Consider the following 21185-nt stretch of genomic DNA (forward strand, 5'->3'; position numbering starts at 1 on the left):
ACCGAAAATTGTTGCATGTCCGGCCCGGCTTCGTCAATTACCCCAACTTCGTCGTACTCTGCCGTAAAAGGAGGTGTCGGCGAAGTCCGAACAAGTTATGAAGGTAAGGGTACGGGTTAGAGTGGACTCTAAGTCTAGCGCAGACATGCAAAGCAGGCCATAAAAAAACAGCCCGGCCTAGAGGCCGGACTGCTGTTTGCACTTGGTTTCGTTACGGCAGCATCTTCACATACTCGCCGTAAACGTAAGCGATGCTTCCTTTATAGGATACTTTCACCCAGCCGTAGCTGGTGCCGAGCACTTCCAGAATCGTCCCTTTCGGTACGGCGGTAATGATTTTCGCTGTTGCGGAAGCCTTTGTCCGCACATTCAGGAAGTAGGACGTCACCTGGGCCTGCTTCTTAACGGCCGGCTGCGGCTGCGGCTCCGGTTTTGGTTCCGGTTTTGGCTCTGGTTTTGGTTCCGGTTTTGGCTCAGGTTTCGGTTCCGGCTGCGGCTGAGGCCTGGTCGGTTCTCCGCTGCCGTTTCCGGCCGCTTTAACCGCCGCGTTCAGCTTGCGGTAAAATTCGCCTTTGGCCTGAACGCCGTCGAACAGGCTGCCGTCCACCTTGGCTTTTCCGGCAAGAGCGGAGATTTCTTCTTTCGTGACGGCGTCCAGGATATTGATGGACTCCACGTTTGTGTACTTGCCGTCTTCCGTCTTCGGTACCGACAGGATACCCGAATTGATCAGCTCGACCACATCGGCCCGTTCGGGGGAAGTCGTGTCCACGCCGATAATTTTCCAGTTGTTCTGGACTTGCGGCTCGTAGACCCCGTTCTTCACTTCTTTCAGGTAAGCGATCGCGCGGCTGCGGATCGTACCGCCCATCTCACCGAAGGCGGACGCGTCTTTCGACGACCAGAGCTGCTCGAAGTTGCGGCCTTCCAGAGCGCCGCCTTTCGCTTTCAGCGCGTCCATCCGGTAAGCGTTCATGCCCAGCTTCAAACTGTCTTCCGGCCGGATGGCAGTGCCGTCCATTTTACGAAGATTCGTAATGCGGCTGCCGTAAGGCTTCGTCAAATCAATGTCATACTTGACCCCGCCGAAGAAATCATTCGTACTGTATTTGGACGCGCGGCGTTTTTTGTCGAAGCTGACGGTCACGTCGCCCGGACGGGTGGAATTGAAATACCCTACCGCCCATTCCATGTAATCCTTCACATCTTTGCCCGTTACTTGATATACCGTAATTTCGCCGAGGGCGAACTGGTAGTTGTACGCGATATCCTTCTTCTTGATCGGCCCGATATCCAAACGCGCCTTGTCGTTGTCGATCTGGTGCGCGACTACGTCAGCCTTGCTGTAATGCAGCATCACTTCACTGAAAAAGTCCGATAAAGGCGTCTCCTGGATTTGTACGCTCGGAATGCCTTCAATCTCGTTTTTCGGAACGAGGTTCATGCCTTTCAACTGGGCCACTTCGATATTGGCGTCCGCTCGCGCAAAGTCGTGAAACGGCTTCAGCGTTTTTTCCAGCTCGGGATCGGAAACGGCTGTAACCCCGCTTGCGTCTTTGACAGGGAGAGCGGCCGCTTTCTTGTCCTTAAGGACCATTTTCCCGTCCTTCTCCGTAAAGGTCAGGTCGATCCGGGAAACATGTGTGCCGTACTTGTCAGGTTCGGCGATAAGAACGCCGTTAACGGTCTCCGATTTGACCAGCTTATGCATATGACCGGCAAAGATCGCGGCCAGTTCCGGGTTCGCATTGGCGACGTCCGCAACACCGGTTCCCGGCACGCCGTTCTCATTCTCGATCCCCATGTGCATGAGGCCGATCATCACGTCGACTTTGCCTTCCAGCTCTTTTACGGCTTTCTTCGTCTCTTCCACCGGGTTTTTGAACTGGATTCCGTCCAGATGGTCGGTTCCCTTCTCGAACTCGGCTGTCATAGGGGTGTCCATCCCGATAATGCCGATTTTCACGCCCGCTTTTTCGATAATGGTATACGCCGGGAGAAATCTGTCCCCGTTGTCTTTGTAAATATTGCCGCCGAGCATTTGTCCTTTGTACTGCGAAGTAATCTTTTTGAATACGTCGAGCCCGAAATTAAATTCATGGTTGCCCATGACCCAGGCATCGTAATTCATTTCATTCATGGCGACCATCATAGGAGACTTCGGCTGGTCGTTGAACAGCTCCGCGGAGTTGTCCTGAATCATGTCCCCGGCATCTACAAGAACCGTGTTCGGATTCTCCTGCCGCACTTTTTTGATCATGGTGAAAAGCTGGGTCAGACTTCCGTTCGTGTTGGGCCCATCCAGCGCATAATCCCACGGCATGAATCGTCCGTGAATGTCCGAGGTTCCCAGAATGGAAATCTCCGTGTCGGCCTTAGCCGGTTTAGCCGGTTCAGCCGTTTCCGCCGCAGCCCGGCCGCTTGTGAAAACGGTTCCGAATAATAGCATAGCGGATACAGTCAGACTCACTGCTTTCTTTGCCTTCATGATGACTCTCCCCTTTGGTGGTGGTAAAGTTGGCGGCCGCTTCCGATTTAGAAACAGCCTCTGCTTCCCGCAAAAGGCTATGCCAAAATTTTCTGCCTTTTTGAAACATAATTCCGATTTTACAACAGAAGCGGCGATTTGAATATGATTTTATTTACGAAACCTTTACAATTGTTTTTCATAGTGTCTCAGGAGTCCCGAATTAACGGCAAAAACCACAGAGCCCGATAGCCCTGCGGTTTTCGTTGTGTAAATCGGCCTTCAGAATCGCTGTGCATATAGATTGCTCGCCAGCAGCCCGCGTGGTCTTACTAGGCGTTCGCCTTCCCGCGGGAAAACACGTTTTCCAAAGCCAGGAATTGCTTGCCCGTAAAGAACAGACCCAGGGACATGCCGAGCAGCGCCAGCTCCAGCTCATAGCCTCCGGTGAATCCTTGGCTCAGCTTCGCCGTAAAGATCGCCACCAGCATGATAACGGCAAAGGCCGCCGCAATCCAGCGCGTTCCAAGTCCGATCAGCATAAGGATGCCGCCCGCGAGCTCGATAACCGCTACCACGTACGCCATGAACCCGGGAAGTCCCAGACTGCCGAAAAACCCGGCAACGCCGCTCAGCCCGCCTTCAAACTTCTGATAGCCGTGAACCAGAAAAATCAATCCCAGAACAATCCGTAAAATAAACGCTCCATATTGCCATTTGTTAATTGAATTCATTTTTAATTTCCTCCTTGTTTTTAACACTACAATGTGTAGTGTTTATAGTCGCAAGAACACTACGAATTGTAGTGTCTGTGCTCAAAAAATTTTCAGAACAAAATCTGAACGAAAAGCCACGTCAGTACGACCAGCACATAAACGGAGATCATGGTCGGTGTCAGCGGCGGCCGAAAAGAAATCGGGGATTCCGGATCGACAATTCTCCTGATTCTGTAATTGATCGAGGTATCCGCGAAGGATGCGTACGCGAACGGCATGGCAACCGTACCGCCTCTTCGGAGCAGCTTCAGCAGTGCGCTGCCGAGATCGCGGGAAGTGCCTTGACGCGAAATCGCATAATTGTCCGCAAGTATCTCCCGCGCGATCTTGTACTGGTGATGGAACCATTTCAGTACGGGAAGATACCACAGCACCGAAGCCAGGAACGAGACAAGGAACATGCTGCGCGGATCTCCTGTCTGCTGATGATGCAGCTCATGGTGGATAACGGCTTCGGCCTCACCCGGCTCCAGCAAGTTCAGGAGTCCGGTGGACAGGACGACCGCCGGCCTGCCGAACCCCATCGTCAGCGCGATCGGCTCGTCCGACACGACCACGACGATGTCCCCCCGCGCTTCGGGATACATCCGGTTCAGCTCCGCAGACAGCTTCGTATGCTGGCACGCGGCCAGCTTGGCGAAGATTCTTCGCGACAAGACGAACTGCCGGCAGATTTGCCACAGACTGTAAGCAAACGTGCCGATCACGAAGGCGTCCAGCAGATGGGCGATGGATAAAATACCTTTGGAACGCATCCATTCGGTGCAGACATCCAGCACGTTAAACCCGATTCTGAGGCCGAACAGGACATGGAGGGCATACATGGTCATCTGAAACAGGACAACGCCCGCAATCAGAACCGACGAACGGAAAATGAATCTGGACCGGGACTGCCACATGTTACTTGTCCTTTTGGAGATCCAGGATTTTCTGTTGCAGCTTCTCAATGAGCATGAGATCCACCTCTTCCAGGGCATCGAGCATATGGTTGACCACCAGAGACGATCCGAATTCCTCCATAAGCTCGTGGGTCAATTCTTTCGACTGGCATTCGAGAAACTCGTCTCTGGATTGGACCGGCCTGTAAAGCGACGTTCTTCTGTCCATTCTTTTCGACAAGATTCCTTTATCCAAAAGCCGGTTCATGACCGTCATAACGGTGTTGAAGTTCACAAGCTTCTCGCGTTCCAGCGCGTGCTGGACGTCCTTGATCGCCATCTCGGGTCCGTCCCACAAAATATTCATGATCTTGGCTTCCAGAGGTCCGAAAAACCGGTTAAGCCCGCTTTCGTTCGTTTTAAACGTATGAATTTTCACGAGGGCGCCCCTTTCCACTACCCATTGTAGTGTTGACTGCGTCACGGTGTCAAGTGCACATCCGTGGAGTCATATATACGGAGCCTGAGGCAGTAGAAGCGAAGATATGCTATAGTAGTAAAAAAGGTACCGTGAAAGGAGGCCGTCCCATGGAAATTATCCCCGAGCAGTGCAAAGTGGTCGTGGCTCTGGACATGATTGTCGGCAAATGGAAACCTCTGGTCATTCAGCATTTAATCAGCAAAGATACGCTGCGGTTTAACGAGCTCAGAAGATTGATGCCCGATATTACCCAGCGGATGTTGACCCTGCATCTCCGTGAGCTTGAGGAACAGGACATCGTCCGGCGGGTCGTTTATCCCCAGGTTCCCCCCAAAGTGGAATACTCCATTACGGAGTATGGCCGGACCCTGGAGCCCATCCTCCATTCCATGCACGTCTGGGGCGCGGCCCATGTCGAGCATATGAAGCATCGCAACGCGGAATCCGCCGCGGACGCGGAAAGCCGGGCGGCTTCGGCCAGGCCGTAACAATCGGCTGCCCGCCCGTGCCGGCACCGCAGCCGGTTGACAGACCCTGCGGCAGGCCGCAGACGCGACGGATAGCCCCGTGCTTGCCCCTCAAGCGCAAAAAACCTCCTTCCCTGACAGGGAAACGGAGGTTTTTTGCGCCTGCCGGGGTGTTCCCGGCTGGCAGCTCTGGCTCCAGGCCGGAGGGTGATTAGAAGCGTTTCGCCGCTTCTTTCGCTTTGGCGATAGCCGCTTCTTTGATCGCCGGAGCTTTATCCGGCATAGCCGCCATGCCTTCCACGAAGATGCCTTCAAAGGAAGGTACGCCGTGGAACTGCATGATTTTGTTCAGGAAGCTGTGTCCGCTCTCGAAGCTTGCGGCAGGGCCTTCGGAGTAGACGCCGCCGCTTGCTTGGATATGAATGGCTTTCTTGTCGGTCAGCAGGCCGACCGGGCCGTTTTCCGTGTACTTGAACGTTTTGCCGGCGATGCAGATGGCATCGATGTAGGCTTTAAGCACCGGAGGGAACGAGAAGTTCCACATCGGGGATACAAAAACATACTTGTCGGCCGCAATATACTGCTCCACGATGTCGTTCAGACGCTGAACTTTCGCCTGCTCGGAAGCGGAAAGCTGGTCGAACGAAGAACCGGAGCGCAGCTTGCCCCAGCCGCTGAATACGTCCGCGTCGATTTGCGGAATATCCGAGTTATAGAGATCGAGGGCGATGACTTCATCGGCCGGATTGGCTTCGCGGTACGCCTCGATAAATTCTTTTCCTACCGCCATGCTGTAAGAAGTCTGGTGATCGTGCGGGTGAGCCGTAATGTATAGGACTGTTGCCATAATTGAATTCTTCCCTTCTTGTCGGAAATAATCTTAACTTCAAACTAATTATGTCTCATATTTTCCATTCTGGGAAGTAGGCACATCCATGTGGGTTAGGATAAAAAAAGGTACTGTAAACGTGCGGGTAACAGAATAAGTCCCATTTCTGCGGGAGAAATGGGGCTTCAGGTCGGGTTCGCCGGTATTATTTGGCTATTTTGACCCGTTCCTCAACCGGTTTATATTCCTTGTTGCCCGCAGGCGCCGTCGGCTTGCCGAATGGCATCTGGGCGATCAGCTTCCACGATTCCGGCAGGTTCCAGGTGCTTTTCACCTTCTCGTCGATCAAAGGATTGTAATGCTGAAGCGTCGCTCCAAGCCCTTCGCTCTCCAGCGCCGTCCAGATAACATATTGCAGCATGCCGCTCGACTGCTGGGACCAGCTCGGGAAATGGTCCTGATAGCTCGGGAACTGCTTCTGCAGACCCTCGATGACAGACATATCCTCGAAAAACACAACCGAGCCGTGACCGCTGCGGAAACTGTTCACCTTCTGTTCCGTGGCGGCAAACTGGTCTTCCTTGACGATCGTACTAAGAATATCTTTGACGATGTCCCACAGCTTGTGATGCTGCTCGCCGAGAAGCACGAGCACTCGGGCGCTTTGGGAGTTAAAAGAGGAAGGCGTGTGTTTGACCGCTTCCTTCACGATTTCCACAATCTTGTCGTCTGAAACCGGGGATTCTCCGCTAATTGAATAAATAGAGCGTCTTTCCCGGACCGCTTGAAAAAATGCTTCCGCTGACATACGTATCCCTCCGTTTTTCGTAGAAGTGAACTGATTGTAATTTGCCGCGTTGTACCCGTTTCTATGCAAAGCCTATTATTCACGACGGGTTAAAGGACAATCCTCCCTTATTACCCGCAGCGCCGCGTTAGGAATCTTCTTGACCTGTAACGGAAAGGACGGTATCCAAAACCTAAGCCGCACGTTCAAATTCTCGCTACGCAGGAGGCCGATCCCAGCCAAGTATGGGGATTGCCGGCCCAGCACCAGCCCAGCTTCGGCTTGCCGCCGCTAATCCACAGTGCGCTTACCCTCCGGTCGCCGCATCTGGAACCGCATAAAGAAAATCCGTGGTTTTTCTGCAAAACGTCCGGGAAATGGGTAATCACGGCAATTCCCTCTTCGATCGTCAGCGGAGTCCGGTTCCATTCCGCAAACGACTTCATGGCTTCATCCGGCGTCCGGTTCAGCGTTTCCGAGCCCGTATCCACGTCCAGGAGCAAGTATGCTTCTCCTTCGGGAAGCTCCACGCCTTCGATAGGGCTGAACCTCGCGAGATCTTCGGCCTCCATGACGCTGAAGCCGTTTTTCCCGCCGCGTTCCACCCGCTGCATCATCTCATCCCGTGGAATTGTCCCGGACGCCATGACCAGGACGAAAGGCAGGCTGCCCTCTCCCGTCTTAAAATCTTCCCGCATCCGTTTGGCGGCTCTTTCTTGTAACGGGACGAAAAGTTCGCGGAAAGCCGCTTCCTCCAATCCCGCATAACCAGGATAGCCTTTGTCTATTAAATTCCGGATCTGTCTTTCAAATTCCTCTTCAAACGTCATCAGTCCGCTCCTCTCCGTTCGGTTATTTATTTGAGCTCTCCAGCTCTCCATTCTCTCATTTTCATTGTATAACATGCGTGCGAATTCTAAGTTTTCAAAACTTAAATCCTTTGAAACCGTACTTTTTTTGATAAAATACTTATAACCTTACTTGAAGGTTAGATTCCCTCTGGAGGTCATTCCCATGAATTTCAGACCCGTCGATATCGCCCGAAAGCTGAACGTCAGCACGAGTGCTTTAAGAAATTACGAAGCCGCAGGACTCGTCCCTCCCGCAGATCGGACCGCTTCCGGTCACCGGACCTACACGGAGCTGCATGCGGCTTATTTCGAGTGCATCCAGGCGATGTCGCCCGGCTTCGGCATGGACATCACCGCGGAAGTATTGCGCCGGCTCCAGAAAGGAGAGTGGGCCTCCGCCCTCTGGTGCATGACCGAAGCCCAAGCCGCTCTCTTCCGGGACAAGCGGAGAGCCGACGACACGCTGGCCTATCTGGAAAGCGGGGAAGCCGCAGCGGCTCGGGAAGCCCAAGACCCGGGCGGCCAAAGCATCGGCCGGGTGTCGGCGGAAACCGGCGTCCCGCGCTCCGCTATCCGTCACTGGGAGAAAGCGGGGCTCATCACCGCCTCCCGGAATCCGGCCAACGGATACCGGACGTTCAGCCGCCTGCAGGTGCGCAAAATCCGGCTGATCCGCACGCTCCGGCAGGCCGTTTATTCGCAGGAGCTCGCGGAGCTGAAAAAAGCGATCGGGCTTCTCGACCCTGACAATCTGGAAGCGGCCAAAGCCATCGCCCACGATTCGATCCGGTATCTGGAGCGGACGAATCTGCATCAGTTGAAGGGTGCGTACTGTGTCTACCGTCTGTGCGAGAGGCTGAATGTGCCGCTTTCCCCCTTTCATAGAGAATAATGGCAATCCCGTTGGAACACATTATGGATATCGAATCCAAAGGGTGTGTATCGCATGAGTCTCTATCGCAAGCTTCTCCGAGCTGCCCGGAACTCAGGCCCGGGTGAAAATCTACAGGAACCGGAAAAGCCCCCCCAGGCTTCCGATTCTATTGCCATCAATATCGGTTATCTTCAGCATGGTCTATGCTATACGGAAGATATGAAGCAGCAGCCTCTCCCCTTCGCCGGAACGGACGGGATGCTGGTTTACCTCGAATCGCTCGTAGATCAGGACAAAATACAGCTTCATGTGGTCCAGCCTCTGCACGAAAACACCGGCCAAGAGCTGGATAACTTGTTTAATATTTTGGAAACGACCCGCGAAATTCCGCTGGAGAACGCCGTCAAAGCGCTGATTCAGGGAAAATGCGTTTATTTTCTGGAAGGTCTTCAGGGATTTTATATTTTGGCAACCGAAGCGGTTTACAAACGGAGCGTGGAAGAACCCGAAAACGAAGGCGTGATCCGGGGTCCGCATTACGGCTTCATCGAAGTTCTGAACGTGAACTTGTTTCTGATCCGCAAGCTGATCACAAGCCCTTATTTGACGGTTCGCTACTATAAGGCCGGCACGCATACGCAAACCCGGATAGCTATTGTTTATATGAATAATATCGCCAATGCCGAGCTCGTTCAGGAAGTCGAGGAACGGATCCGGGCCATTTCCGCCGACGCCGTGCTGACAACGGGAATTATTCAGGAGATGACGGAGGATCACCCGTTCTCCGTGTTCCCGCAGCATTTGGCCACCGAGCGTCCGGACCGGACCGCTTCCAATTTAATGGAAGGACGCATCGCGATTCTTACGGAAGGAAGTCCGACCGTTCTTATCGTTCCCGTCACCTTCTTCGCCTTCTACCAATCGCCGGACGATTATAACGGCCGCTGGATCGTCAGTTCTTTTGTCCGGATGATCCGGATGTTCAGTTTTCTGCTGGCATTCACGCTTCCGGCTATTTACATCGGAACCGTTTCCTTTCACCCGGATATTCTGCCGCTGGAGCTTGTTCATACGATCAAAAGCTCGCTGGAACGCGTGCCGTTTCCCGCTATCGTTGAAGCCATGCTGCTCGAACTCATCTTCGAGCTGCTCCGCGAGGCGGGAATCCGGCTGCCCAGCCGGGTCGGACAGACGATCGGCATCGTCGGCGGTTTGGTCATCGGGGATGCCATCGTACGGGCCGGACTCGTGTCCTACACGATGATCATCGTCGTTTCGCTGACCGCGATCGCCTCTTTTCTCGTCCCGTCCCATGAAATGAGCTCGGCCGTGCGGATTTTGCGCTTTCCGCTGATGATTGCCGCTTCTATTTTCGGATATGTGGGAATCGCTTTCGGTCTCATGCTCCTGACGATCCATTTGTGCAAACTGGAGTCTTTCGGCACGCCCTACTTCTCTCCTTTCGCACCGCTGAGAATAAAAGATATGAAGGATGTGTTTGTCCGCTTTCCTTCTTGGCTGCTCACCGCGCGTCCCCATGACGCCAATCCTAAAATCATGAAGCAAGAAGAGGCGACCTCAAGGAGCTGGAAACGGGATGAAGATTGAACCCAAAGACACCATTACGCAAGGCCAGCTTTTTCTGCTCATTATCAAGCTCCAAATCGGTGTCGGAATCCTGTCGCTGCCGTACCGTCTGCACCAGCTCGCCAAAGGCGGAGGCTGGATATCGGTCCTGATCGCCGGTGTCTTCCTGCAGCTGATTCTGGTTATGATGTGGATGCTGATGAAACGGTTCCCATCCTACAGCGTGTTCCGGATCGCGTCCGCCGTAACGGGCCGATATGCGGGCGCTTTTATCGGAATTGCCTACGTCGCTTACTTTCTTCTGGTCGGCGGCGTCGTCATGATGGGCGCGTTCGATATCATCAACCGCTGGATTCTCCAAAACACTCCGCGCTGGGCGGTATTGTTCCTGTTTATGCTGACGGGCGTTTATTTGATCCGAGGCACGTTTCGCACCATTGCGCGCATCTTTATCCTGTTCACGTTTCTCATCGGGCCTATGATGTTCCTTATCGGGTACGGTGTACACCGCGCGAATTTCCTGTACCTGCTTCCGCTTAACGAGGCGGGAATCTGGAAAATCATTGTAAGCTCGAAAGAAACGATCACCGCCATGTACGGGTTCGAGCTGATTCTGATCATTTATCCTTATGTAAAAGGAAACCATGCGGGCAAACTGAAAGCCGTGTCGGCAGGCACCTGGTTTGTCGTTTTGTTTTACGCTTTTACGGTGTTTACCTGCATGACCGTTTTCAGTCCCCATCAGTTGAATATGATTCCGGAGCCCGTCATGTATCTGCTGCGTTCGCTGCCATTCGGGGCGATGGACCGCGCGGATCTGCTGTTCCTCCCCATCTGGATGATCTCCATGGTAGCCTCCATGACCGGCTACTGCTATGCGGCCGCATTCGGCATCGGTCATCTGCTAAAGCATAAGGACCATAAAAAAGCCGCGCCCTTTGCGGTGATCATCTCCTGTGTCATCGCGTATCTGCCGCAGACAAAGGATCAGTTCGAGCTTTTCTCGTATATCGCCGACGCGTCGGCTTATTTCTTCCTCATCGGATTCCCGCTTCTGCTCCTGCTGCTATCCTACGCACTCAAGAAGAAAGAAGGTGATCCCGCATGAAACGGGCCGGACGTATCGGGACCGTGCTGCTCCTGCTCGCCCTGCTGCCGGGCTGCTGGGATGAGGACAGCTTGAGAAATGCCAGACTCGGATACGGAGCGGGGTATGATCTCACACCCGACGGCAGGCTGATGCAGACGATGGAAGTTGTGGATGAGTCCAAACAAACCGAGCAGCAGGGTTCGGCGAAGAACGAGGTCGAGTCCGGCGTCGGTTATTCCGTCAGGCAGACGAGTGACATCATCCGCACCAAGGTAACCGGGGATATCCGGTACTTCAAATACGGCTTTATGCTGCTCGGCCGAAGTGTGGCGGAAAAGGATCTTTATCCGTACCTGGATATTTTGTACCGCGACCCCCGCAATCCGACTTCACGGGTTAAAATCGCCGTCGTGGACGGCTCTACGAATGAAATGCTGCGGCTGAAGAAGGCCGGAAACATTCTCATCGGCGAATTTATTACAAGGAAAATCGAAAGCCTGGAAGAGATGAGCATTTTTCCGGAATTATCGCTGGAAACGATGCTCACGCTGCTGCTCGACCCCGGTCAGGACTTCGTGCTTCCCTATCTTAAACAAGACGGTAAAAACGTCGATGCCATAGGGGTCGCTCTGTTTAACGGTCAGCGGATGACAGGCAGCCTGAATGTGGAGGAAGCCATTCTGTACTCGCTTCTATCGGGATCTCACAAAGATACGGCAAGATTTGTACGGAAAATTAAAGAGGGGGACCGGAGTAACCTGGAGAATTACATCACATTCGATGCAGGAGGAAAAAAAAGCAAACGAAAATTGAAGGTTCAGGTCCAAGACCGTAAGGTCGATGTGTATCTGGACCTGAGGCTTCCTGTGAGAGTGACGGAATTTGCCGAAGATCATCTGCATAAAAAGGATATGGTGCACCGGCTGAACGAAGACTTGTCCGCTCTCCTGACCCGGGACGCCGAAGCGGTGATCGAGAAGCTGCAGGAAAGCGGCTGCGATGCATTCGGGATCGGCAGACAGCTGATGGCCCGCCATCCAAAGTTGTGGAAGTCCATGGATTGGCTGCAGGAGTATAAAAACGTCCGTTTCCATCCGAAAGTCAACGTGGAGATTGTGGGTTCGGGCGTCTTTAACTGACCCGCCGGCCTTGCAGGCCTCTGCCTGTTATACGCCCGGATTCCAAGAGGCGCTGCCGTCCTCCGGCATCCCCGGCAGGATCAAGCCGCCGTCTATCCGCAGAGAAATGCCGGTCACGTAAGACGCCTGCCCGGATGCCAGCCATACCGCCGCTTGGCCGATATCGTCCGGAAGCCCTATCCGGCCCAGGGGGATCGTCTCGGCGAACTTGTCAAGCTGCGGCTCCGGTTCCCGCACAAGTACGGCGCCGGGAGCCAGGCAGTTGACGCGGATTCCATAAGGCGCCAGATCGAGCGCGGCAGCTTCGGAGGCCCGTTCCAAGCCGGCCTTGAGTCCGCCGTAGGCGGCATCCTTCGGATACGCCCGCTCGGCCCGCGAGGAGGTAATGTTCAGGATGCACCCGCGAATGCCGCGCTCAATCATGTGGCGGGAGGCATCCCGCATCAGAAGCAGCGGAGCGCGGAAATTCAGTCCGTATAAGCTGTCCAGGTTTTCCGCGGGCAGCTCCTGTATGCGGCCGTACAGCCCGATGCCGGCATTGTTTACGAGAATATCGAGGCGGCCGAGCATTCGCAGGGCATCCGGTATGGTCGCTTCGGCTGTTTCAAGCTTCCTCAGATCACCCTCGATAACTTCGCATGGGACTTCCGACAAGCGCGAAATCTCCTCGGCCGCTGCCGCTGCAGCATCCCCATCCTGATAATGGGTAATCGCGACTCGGTAGCCCGCCGCGGCAAATGCAAGGGCGATGCCCCGGCCTATTCCGGTGCTTCCTCCCGTTACGAGTACGGCGGGGTTTTGTCCGTTCTGTTTCTCGGGCATACTATTCTCCTCCTTCGTCTATTCAATCGTCAAGCGGGGGGCTTACGGGTCCGGTGTTCAGCGCCGCTTCCACGGCGCAAAGGATGAGCTCGTGATCCTCGATCACGTGCGGCAGCTCCCCGGGCTCGACCCAGATGCGGGCCGTACACTCGTTTCCCCGGGTGAAAGGGTGGCAGGCGGTTATATCCATCCGGTAAAAAACCTGATAGCCGATGAGCGGATACTTGCCGCCCGGATCGAAATTCGGGTTGTTCTCATGGCTCACCTCAATCATCCCGACCGGACGGATCACCCCTTCCACGCAGCCTTCCTCCAGGCATTCGCGGTGCAGGGCCTCCCGGGGTGTCTCGCCCGCCTCCACGTGCCCGCCCGGCAAGTTAAAACCGCGGGTTTTGACGCGGACGAGCAATATTTTGCCTTCGTAAAAGCAGACGCCATGCACACTCGTGACATCCTTTTCGGGAGGCGCTGCGGCAGCAATCCAGGTCAATTTTACAAGATGGCCGCCCCAATCGGCCTCGATCGTCTTCGGTTTTAACATAGTTTGCCTCCGTTTGTCTCCTGCCGGTTCGGATTTTCGCCTTGCGGTTTTGTGTTGCGGTGCCGGCACCCGCACCGGTGCCAAGTTCTCAAACCGGTTGCTTCTGATTTTGCGGCGGCCTATAATCCAGCCATTTCTGCCAAGCCAGATCAAGCTGGCTCAGCACGATACCGATATCGACGGGTTTCTTCATTCCGCTTCCCTCCGCTTCAAGGCTCCTCCTAAAGTAAGCGCCTTCATTTAAGTCCTCTTTTAAATATAGCGGTTTCGGCCGAAAAAAAGAATCTGCCCGGGGTTAAAACAGGTTCAGTTTCTGTAAACCAGCCCTCAGCCTGCTCCAACAGCCCCAGTCCCTAAAAGAGAGGGCTGAAGCTGCTTTTGCATACTTTTTCATTTCCGCTTCCCTATTTGATTACGTGCCGCGTACCGCTTTTCTTCTCGTAAAACAACTGCCGGTTGCGGTTAAATACACAGCGCAGGACGTGAATAGCGAACCAGGCATTGAACAGGAACATGGCGAACGTCGCGATGACCATCAGGATATCCGGAAGATTCTCGATCCCCGCCCGGATGTACAGCTGATTCAGTCCCCCGACGAAGAGGTACAGAAACCCGTAGCGGACGAAGAGCTCATAGATCGTTATTTTATCGGATTTGCCGGTGAGACGGATGCGGACGATCCATTTGCCGAGCGTCTGGCCGTTCGTGAAATAAGGCAGCACGATAAAATACAGCACGACGCCCGCCGCATAAGGGAGCGGCACGTTCAGTACAGCCAGAATGGCAAGTACCGGACTCATCACGAACCAATCGAATAGGAACGCCAGCCCGCGCCGGGTGTAAGTGACGCGTTTGACCGCCAAGTCCACTTTGTCATCGAGGGATTCGATCTTCGGCAGCAGGGAAGAAAGCCATTCCGCCGCCACATATCCGATCATGCCCCCCGCCGTATTCATCATAATGTCGTCGACATCGAAGAGCCGGTACGGATAATCGTAGATGCCGTACAGGCCGGTGACCTGCGTGATTTCGAAAAATAGAGACAGTCCTAAGGAGAACAACAGGCATTTGACCCAGCTTGTACGGAAATAATACCGCAGAAAAATACCGAACGGCACTGTCAGCAGCACGTTAAAGAACACTTGAAGGAACGCTCGTTCCTTCAGCAGATGCAGATAGGTGCGCGGCTGGTCCGCCACTACGGCCGTTTCCTTGAGAATATCTTCCAGGAAGTGGAACGGAATCCACTGGGCATACGACTCCACCGCCGGAGGCGCGTTGTGGATGCTCGGAGGAAGCGGCAGAATGATCAGATATAGGGCATTCATCATGTACAGAAGAAACAAGTAAAGCAGCAAAGCCCTGTAAAAGTGTACATACCCGTACTTGCGGTACTGGACGATCAGAAAAGGAAGCGTGAACAGGACCGCCGCAATCGGAAACGTTAGAAAAGCGTACGAAATCGGAAACAAATAGAAACTGAACATGAAAACACCTGCTGTAAGAGATTTGATAAAATCTGATTTTAGCACAAGTCATGCCGCTATGCACATCATGCCATAAGTCGTGACTGCGTATGCACGTTAAAAAACATTCGGAAAGCATCGCGAAAAGGCCGGACATCTTCCAAAGCCGGAATGAGAAAAATTTATTAAAATCTTTTTTTGTCCCCGTTGAAATTACTCATCGTACGTAATACGGGATGTGTCGAATCAGGTCGAAATTATTCAGTAAGCCTTCGCCGGTCAGAGCGGAAATTCCTTTTAAAAACGATCCAAAAACGCCAAAAAAGCTGATTTTTCGCCGTTTTGTGTGATTTTTGTGACACTTGCGGAAACTTGAAAATAACTGTTAACTTTATGAGTACCCTTGTCGATATAGGTCTTACAACCTACAACGAAGAGGTGCGCGAACTTTGGAGAAATCTTCTATTATTGGTATCATATTGGCGATTATCGCCGTAGGCGTCGGCATGGTTTTGAAAGGGGCCAGCCTGACTGCTCTGTTCAACCCCGCCGCTCTGCTCATTATTTTCGTCGGGACGGCGGCCACTCTTTTTATCGGATTTTCGGGCGAAGAACTTAAAAATTTTCCTAAATTGTTGAAAATCGTTTTCACCGAGCAAAAGCTTATGCCCAAAAAAGACCTCATTAATATGGTGGCGGACTGGACAGCTCTTACCCGCCGCGAAGGCCTCCTTTCTCTCGAAGAAAAAGTGAACGAAATTGACGATCCCTTCCTTAAAAGCGGAATGCGGATGATTATCGACGCCAATGATCAGGACTTCGTACGCGAAGTGTTGATGGAAGATATTGCGGCTATGGAAGATCGGCACCGGAACGGCGCTCAAATCTTTACGCAGGCGGGAACGTACGCCCCTACTCTGGGGGTATTGGGAGCGGTTGTCGGCTTGATCGCGGCGCTGAGCAACCTGAACGAAATCGAGAAGCTCGGCCATCTGATCTCCGCGGCTTTCGTCGCGACTCTTCTCGGTATTTTTTCCGGTTACGTTCTCTGGCATCCCATCGCCAATAAACTGAAACAGAAATCCAAAAAAGAAGTCATGCTGAAGCTGATGATGGTGGAAGGACTCCTATCCATTCAGGCCGGTATTTCTTCTTCCGCCGTCAAACAGAAGCTGCTCGTATTCGTCCCAAGCTCCCAGCGTGAAGACGAGGACTCCTCGAAACAATCGGGTATGGACGATGAGTAAAAAGCACAGGAAAGAACATCATGAGGAGCATCTGGATGAGTCCTGGCTCATCCCTTATGCCGACCTTCTGACGCTTCTGCTGGCCCTGTTCATTATTTTGTTCGCTTCCAGCCAGGTGGACTCGAAAAAATACGACAGTATTATGCGGGCTTTGAACTCCGCTTTTACCGGGGGAACCGGGACGTTCGAAACTTCCGCCAAAATCCCATTGAACCGGGACACCAGTACCGCACTCAAGCAGCATGACAACCCGAACCCGTCGGAAAGCGACGCGCTGCAAAAGCAGTATGAGGCCGAGCAGGCCGATCTCGAGAAGCTTAAACAGAAGCTCGATCAATACATCACGGACAACAAGCTGGGCTCCGAGCTGACTACGACCCTGAACGACGATCAGTTAATGATCACGATCCAGGATAAAGCGCTGTTCGCCTCCGGGTCTGCCGTAATCAAACCGGAATCGCGCCTTCTGGCCCAGGCCATGACCGATATGCTGAGCCAATATCCGAAATACCGGATCGAAGTGGCCGGACATGCCGACAATGTGCCGATCAGCAACAAGGAGTTTGATTCGAACTGGGATTTAAGCTCCAAGCGGGCCCTGAATTTCATGAAAATTTTGCTTGAAAATAAAGCCATCGACCCGAGCCGATTCCGCTCGATCGGATACGGCGAGTACCGGCCGGTGGATTCAAACGGCACGTCCGAAGGCCGGTCCAAAAACCGCCGCGTCGAGGTAAGCATTATGCGCGGCATCAAAGCGTCGGATGTGAAAAAAACCGCCGCGGGCGAGTAGCACTCAAAAAAAGCAGGTTCCCGATTGATGAGGGGAACCTGCTTTTTTTGAGTGCCGAAGGGCGTTGTCGGGGTTTGGCCTCCGGCGATGCAGAGCCGGCTCAGCACGCCCGGCATTTTAGCGTGCTAGTGTGATTTCGAATCGCGCGCGCTTTCTTTTTGCATTCGGGGAGCCTTTAACGGACAACTGCCGCGAACTGCTTTTTCTGCCTATCAGGATGATTCGGCCAGCGCCACTTTATACGACTGCATGGCAGCCGGCACACCTTTAAACCTTAGCCGTCCATCGCTAATCAACGTCCACAGCCGCCGGTATTCGATGAACTCCAACATAACGGCGCCGCCCCAGCTCTCCAGCGCTTCCATAATCACCCGGCTGGCCGGGATGAATTCCTCCTCGTCATCGCTGCCGCCACGCTGCATTTGACCGACAAGAGCTGCGAGCGTCTCGTCGTAACTGTCTTCGGGAGCCGCTACTATTTTGCCGTCCGACCAGATATGAAGCTTCGCATCGGAAGCCGACAGCTCTTCCCATTCCCGGACGTACTCTTGCCTTGCTTGCTCCGATAAAGGCTGCTTTCGCTTTTCATGCAGCCGCACGATTTCTTCAATCGCTTCTATGGAAAGAAAGCCGAATGCGTAAGAATGCGGCACCGGATCGAAACGAGCGGCTATCCCTTCATACAGCTGCGAAACATGGCCGATATAGACGTTATTCGGAGCATCGCGAAGGACAGACAGGGCAAGACGCATCCCGATCTGCTCGTGGGCGTGATTACCGGTCCAGATTGTAATGTCCTTATCGGCGGGTAAGCTGCGCATAGTCTCCAGAATGGTATCTGAACCGTGCCGGATCCCTGTTAGCTGGGCGTGTCCATACCCTTTGAAACGTTCGGACATCCATTCCAGCCGGAACTTCCGCCCTTCCTCCGTCTCCAGTTCCCGGATCGGCCCTTCGGAAAAACAATCGTTGAACGCCAGGATCTCGCTTTCCTTCCTCCTGCTCAGGCTGCTGAGCGCAGATTTCAAAGCTCCCGCTTCGGACAGTCCCATCACAATGTGGACATGGCCTGCTCTTCCCTCGTTCTCCGCCCGTTTTCGGGCCAAGTGTCCATTCCATATCTCTAAAATTTGTTTTTGAAGGGCATGTTCTTTCTCCAACAGCTCGTCGTAACGCTGTGCTTGCTCCAGCATTTGCAGCAGCAGGCCCTTGGCTTCATTGGGATGAAGGGCATGAATCTCGTCAAGCATAGCCGGGCGCTTCATTTCCGTACACCTCACTTAGCGGGATTATGTAAAATAATGGTATTGTGTTTATTTTAGCATAGCATCCTTCCGGAAATCCGGCTATACTCTCCCGCACACCTGTCTGAGGTTCAACTAAAGTCAATTCTTTCGCTCCCTGCAAGTGGAGTTCCGCTTTCGGTGGATATAAAAAAAGACCGCCGATTAGGCAGTCTTTGGGATGCGTTGCAATTAAACGGTCGAAGCGTCTAGCTTTTCGTTGGCGCCGGACGCGGCGGCTTTACTTTCCGGGGTGCGTCCCATAAACCACAACGTGGACCAGATCAGAAGGAAGCCGGCCAGCTGTCCGATTGTCAGGGCCTGATCGAATACGAGCCAGTTGATCAGAACACCGACGGCCGGGAAGGACAACTCCGCGATCGTCGCGAGAAACGCCTTGGTCGAGGACAACCCTTTATAGTAGAGCAGCATGCTGATCAGCCCCGGGAAAAACGCCTGGAACAGCAAGTTCACAACAATGAGCGCCCACTCGCCCGTTCCTTTATGAAGCTGCCAGGCGTCCCCGCTCGCCATCAGCACGATAAACAGCAGCGGAATGGCCAGTAAAAACCGGAGCGAAGTTACGATCGGGAAATCGAGATTTTTTTGCAGCAAATATTTGCCCATGACCGTGGACCCGCCCCAGAGAATTGCGGCCAGAATCGACAGCAGACAGCTCATGGTGCCCAGATCTTTGAGCCCCAGCGACGGGGATTGAAACCCGAACGTCAGCAAATACGTGCCCCCAAGTGCGAAAAAGATGTATTTAAAAAATCGGGCCGGCAGAGCTTCTTTCAGCAGTACGCGCGCCAAGGTAATTGCGAATAAGGGTTGAAGCTTTTGTAAAAGCAGCACGGCATTCGCGCTCCCATGAGCAAACGCCGACGTGAACAAAATCGTGGCGATTGCCGATCCGCCCCATGAAATGAACAGCAGCGCGCCGATGACAGCCAGCGTCAGCTTCCCGGTCAGTTGTTCGCGGTACCGGATCAGGACCGGAAGCGCGTAGCAGGCGAGCAGCAGGTGTTCGATGAACACGATCTGCGCCGATGTTAAGCTTTTCAGCAGCAGGATGCGGAAAAGCGGATCGAGTCCCCACAAAGTGGCGCCCAGCGCGACATACCAGATGCCGTTGATCCCTTTTCCTTTCGTTAATGCGGACTTTCCGTTAAGACCTAAAGCATTCTCCAATTCAAAAACCCCCTGTGGAATGTTTTGAATTGAACCTTCCGAAAAGAGACGATGCCCCCGCTGGAAGTTCAACGGGGGCATCGACAAACAGACTTCATTAAAATGAAAATTTTAATGAAGCTGCTTTTCACCTTCTCCCATCCGGACTTTACCGTCGGCCTTGGAGTCGCACCAAGTCAGTCCCGGCCGTAAAAGCCGGGAGTCGCGGGCTTAGGGTACTTGCGTACCCATCACCGCCGGTTGGGACTTTCACCCTACCCCGAAGGTTCAATATTCAATTTCGTATGTTTTTTGGGTGGCCTTTAGCAGTCGTTTCGTTACCCGAAACCCTTGATACCACTAGGTTTGTAGCAAATCTTCGTTTCCGTTGATGATCTGGCGTTACCTCTGATATCATCCCGTTTCAGAACAAAATCCTACCAAAAACCTGCCGAAAAAACACTTAACTGTAATTGAAATATTAACACTCTAAATTAAAAAAAGCAAGGGCTTATGCCCTGCTTTCTTTGCCTTCTAACCAATTGAAAATCACGTCTCTAGATGCGTTTATCATAGCTGTTTTACCTACCCGTCTTACTGGAAACGGAGGTTTCTAAAATTAGTATTCGTTCCTTCTTCCAAAGCCTAGAACCTGAATAATTTGTTCTACTGTTAAAACTAGAGGCAGATCTGCTTTGTTGATATTAAATTTTAGATTTTTATTTTCCATGTGTATCTTCTTTTAGCATCTTAGCACAAAATATAACACGCGCTATCGACCCGTCCTTTTTATATTTGGCTGTTCCCATTTTTGTACAACTTTAAATCCGCGACGTTCATTATCGTGTATCGCTTGATTTAACTGCTCTCTTTCTTTTACTTTTTTATGAAACAACTTGTGATCCATTCTTCGAATTGATCTTCTATCTTAACCCATTTGCCATCAAAAACAAAAATACTTCATTTCTAGTTCTCTTGCCAATCTTAAATACTGAATTAAACTTAGTGGTAGAATCCATAACCATGCTTGTTGTTGGATTGCTAAGTTCGTTGTGAAGATGATAAACGGTGTAGTTATCTTTCAGTAAAATCGCCTTCATGTATCGCATATTTTCATTTATATAAATAGCCGTTCATCAATTTATCTTTTCATTAACCAATATAGAACTTTACATATTTTACTATATATAGTATATTGATTGCGTTTCAATAATCATCTCTAAGCCCTGTGAGTGCGTTTCACAAGGCTCCCTCTATTCGAATTTTTATTCTTTTACACCAAGGAGAGTGAAAACTATTCGTAAAATTTGGCTTATTGTGTTATTTGTCTTAATGTTGGCTATAGGTTTTTTTATTGGAGATTATTACGGAAGTGAAATAAAAATCAACACTGCAATCAGTCAATCTCTTGAAAAAAGAACAGTAGAGCATCTTAAAACCAAGGGTTTTGAAGCAAAGGACTACACATTCAAAACAGTTAAGGCGCAAAAATTTGTTGGTATTAATGATTACGCAGTTGCGGTTCAATTTAAGGATGAACCTGAAAACACTTATTACTATAGTGAAGATACAGATGGAAAGATATATCAATCAAGCAGAAATGGACAGAAGCATATTGAGTAATAATTAAAAGGTAA

The 21185-nt window shown here is 52.3% G+C and carries 20 protein-coding genes and 1 riboswitch; of the genes, 8 read left to right on the forward strand and 12 right to left on the reverse strand.

Going from position 1 to position 21185, the window contains the following annotated elements:
• Window positions 1-211: 211 nt before the first annotated feature.
• From AC2TF6_RS15930 to AC2TF6_RS15945, 4 genes are all read right to left on the reverse strand, one after another.
• Window positions 212-2449, reverse strand: coding sequence for a 5'-nucleotidase C-terminal domain-containing protein (locus tag AC2TF6_RS15930; protein WP_491311672.1), 2238 nt, complete (start codon window positions 2447-2449; stop codon window positions 212-214).
• A gap of 350 nt (window positions 2450-2799) precedes the next feature.
• Window positions 2800-3201, reverse strand: coding sequence for a DoxX family protein (locus AC2TF6_RS15935; RefSeq protein ID WP_491307583.1), 402 nt, complete (start codon window positions 3199-3201; stop codon window positions 2800-2802).
• Window positions 3202-3293: 92 nt separating this feature from the next.
• Complete coding sequence (locus tag AC2TF6_RS15940; RefSeq protein ID WP_491307584.1) at window positions 3294-4142, reverse strand: M56 family metallopeptidase; 849 nt, start codon at window positions 4140-4142, stop codon at window positions 3294-3296.
• A 1-nt stretch (window position 4143) separates the two neighbouring features.
• The gene (locus AC2TF6_RS15945; protein ID WP_491307585.1) at window positions 4144-4560 is read right to left on the reverse strand and encodes a BlaI/MecI/CopY family transcriptional regulator; all 417 of its coding nucleotides are present in this window, start codon (window positions 4558-4560) and stop codon (window positions 4144-4146) included.
• A 149-nt stretch (window positions 4561-4709) separates the two neighbouring features.
• Between AC2TF6_RS15945 and AC2TF6_RS15950 the strand changes: the two genes are divergently transcribed.
• Complete coding sequence (locus AC2TF6_RS15950) at window positions 4710-5090, forward strand: winged helix-turn-helix transcriptional regulator (protein ID WP_369996137.1); 381 nt, start codon at window positions 4710-4712, stop codon at window positions 5088-5090.
• Window positions 5091-5280: 190 nt separating this feature from the next.
• On the opposite strand, the gene AC2TF6_RS15955 is transcribed toward AC2TF6_RS15950, so the two are convergent.
• The 3 genes from AC2TF6_RS15955 to AC2TF6_RS15965 all read right to left on the reverse strand — a co-directional run bounded on the left by AC2TF6_RS15955 (window position 5281) and on the right by AC2TF6_RS15965 (window position 7515).
• On the reverse strand, window positions 5281-5916 hold the full coding sequence (locus AC2TF6_RS15955; RefSeq protein ID WP_491307586.1) for an FMN-dependent NADH-azoreductase: 636 nt from the start codon (window positions 5914-5916) through the stop codon (window positions 5281-5283).
• 187 nt (window positions 5917-6103) lie between these two features.
• Complete coding sequence (locus AC2TF6_RS15960; protein ID WP_491307587.1) at window positions 6104-6706, reverse strand: nitroreductase family protein; 603 nt, start codon at window positions 6704-6706, stop codon at window positions 6104-6106.
• A 185-nt stretch (window positions 6707-6891) separates the two neighbouring features.
• A complete protein-coding gene (locus tag AC2TF6_RS15965; RefSeq protein WP_491307588.1) occupies window positions 6892-7515 on the reverse strand; it encodes a DUF5701 family protein in 624 nt (207 codons plus the stop codon).
• Window positions 7516-7699: 184 nt separating this feature from the next.
• Here AC2TF6_RS15965 and AC2TF6_RS15970 point away from each other — a divergent pair, with 184 nt between their 5' ends.
• The 4 genes from AC2TF6_RS15970 to AC2TF6_RS15985 are packed head-to-tail and all read left to right on the forward strand — an operon-like array spanning window position 7700 to window position 12226.
• Window positions 7700-8428: a MerR family DNA-binding transcriptional regulator gene (locus AC2TF6_RS15970; protein ID WP_491307589.1), complete on the forward strand. Its 729-nt coding sequence runs from the start codon at window positions 7700-7702 to the stop codon at window positions 8426-8428.
• Between the two features lie 54 nt (window positions 8429-8482).
• Window positions 8483-10018, forward strand: coding sequence for a spore germination protein (locus AC2TF6_RS15975; protein WP_491307590.1), 1536 nt, complete (start codon window positions 8483-8485; stop codon window positions 10016-10018).
• Window positions 10008-11105, forward strand: a complete 1098-nt coding sequence (locus AC2TF6_RS15980; protein WP_491307591.1) for a GerAB/ArcD/ProY family transporter — start codon at window positions 10008-10010, stop codon at window positions 11103-11105. Before AC2TF6_RS15975 ends, AC2TF6_RS15980 begins: the two co-directional genes overlap by 11 nt.
• Window positions 11102-12226: a Ger(x)C family spore germination protein gene (locus tag AC2TF6_RS15985; protein ID WP_491307592.1), complete on the forward strand. Its 1125-nt coding sequence runs from the start codon at window positions 11102-11104 to the stop codon at window positions 12224-12226. The genes AC2TF6_RS15980 and AC2TF6_RS15985 overlap by 4 nt, the downstream gene beginning before the upstream one ends.
• Before the next feature lie 27 nt (window positions 12227-12253).
• Here AC2TF6_RS15985 and AC2TF6_RS15990 read toward each other — a convergent pair whose 3' ends face one another.
• The 3 genes from AC2TF6_RS15990 to AC2TF6_RS16000 form a co-directional block, all read right to left on the reverse strand.
• Window positions 12254-13048: an SDR family NAD(P)-dependent oxidoreductase gene (locus tag AC2TF6_RS15990; RefSeq protein WP_491307593.1), complete on the reverse strand. Its 795-nt coding sequence runs from the start codon at window positions 13046-13048 to the stop codon at window positions 12254-12256.
• A gap of 22 nt (window positions 13049-13070) precedes the next feature.
• Window positions 13071-13589 (reverse strand): NUDIX hydrolase, encoded by a 519-nt coding sequence (locus tag AC2TF6_RS15995; RefSeq protein WP_491307594.1) that lies wholly within the window; start codon window positions 13587-13589, stop codon window positions 13071-13073.
• A 404-nt stretch (window positions 13590-13993) separates the two neighbouring features.
• A complete protein-coding gene (locus AC2TF6_RS16000) occupies window positions 13994-15076 on the reverse strand; it encodes a VanZ family protein (protein ID WP_491307595.1) in 1083 nt (360 codons plus the stop codon).
• A 428-nt stretch (window positions 15077-15504) separates the two neighbouring features.
• Between AC2TF6_RS16000 and motA the strand changes: the two genes are divergently transcribed.
• Window positions 15505-16302, forward strand: coding sequence for a flagellar motor stator protein MotA (gene motA, locus AC2TF6_RS16005; protein WP_491307596.1), 798 nt, complete (start codon window positions 15505-15507; stop codon window positions 16300-16302).
• Entirely contained in the window at window positions 16295-17095 is an 801-nt protein-coding gene (gene motB / locus AC2TF6_RS16010; protein WP_491307597.1) for a flagellar motor protein MotB, read from the forward strand. Before motA ends, motB begins: the two co-directional genes overlap by 8 nt.
• 212 nt (window positions 17096-17307) lie before the next feature.
• Here motB and AC2TF6_RS16015 read toward each other — a convergent pair whose 3' ends face one another.
• Both AC2TF6_RS16015 and AC2TF6_RS16020 read right to left on the reverse strand, forming a co-directional pair.
• Window positions 17308-18360: a DUF1835 domain-containing protein gene (locus AC2TF6_RS16015; protein WP_491307598.1), complete on the reverse strand. Its 1053-nt coding sequence runs from the start codon at window positions 18358-18360 to the stop codon at window positions 17308-17310.
• 210 nt (window positions 18361-18570) lie between these two features.
• Entirely contained in the window at window positions 18571-19569 is a 999-nt protein-coding gene (locus tag AC2TF6_RS16020) for a DMT family transporter (protein ID WP_491307599.1), read from the reverse strand.
• 125 nt (window positions 19570-19694) lie between these two features.
• Window positions 19695-19840, reverse strand: a riboswitch (FMN riboswitch).
• Window positions 19841-20835: 995 nt separating this feature from the next.
• Here AC2TF6_RS16020 and AC2TF6_RS16025 point away from each other — a divergent pair.
• Window positions 20836-21171, forward strand: a complete 336-nt coding sequence (locus AC2TF6_RS16025) for a DUF3139 domain-containing protein (RefSeq protein ID WP_491307600.1) — start codon at window positions 20836-20838, stop codon at window positions 21169-21171.
• The last annotated feature ends 14 nt before the right edge of the window (window positions 21172-21185 follow it).

The organism is Paenibacillus sp. JNUCC 35, assembly GCF_058269095.1.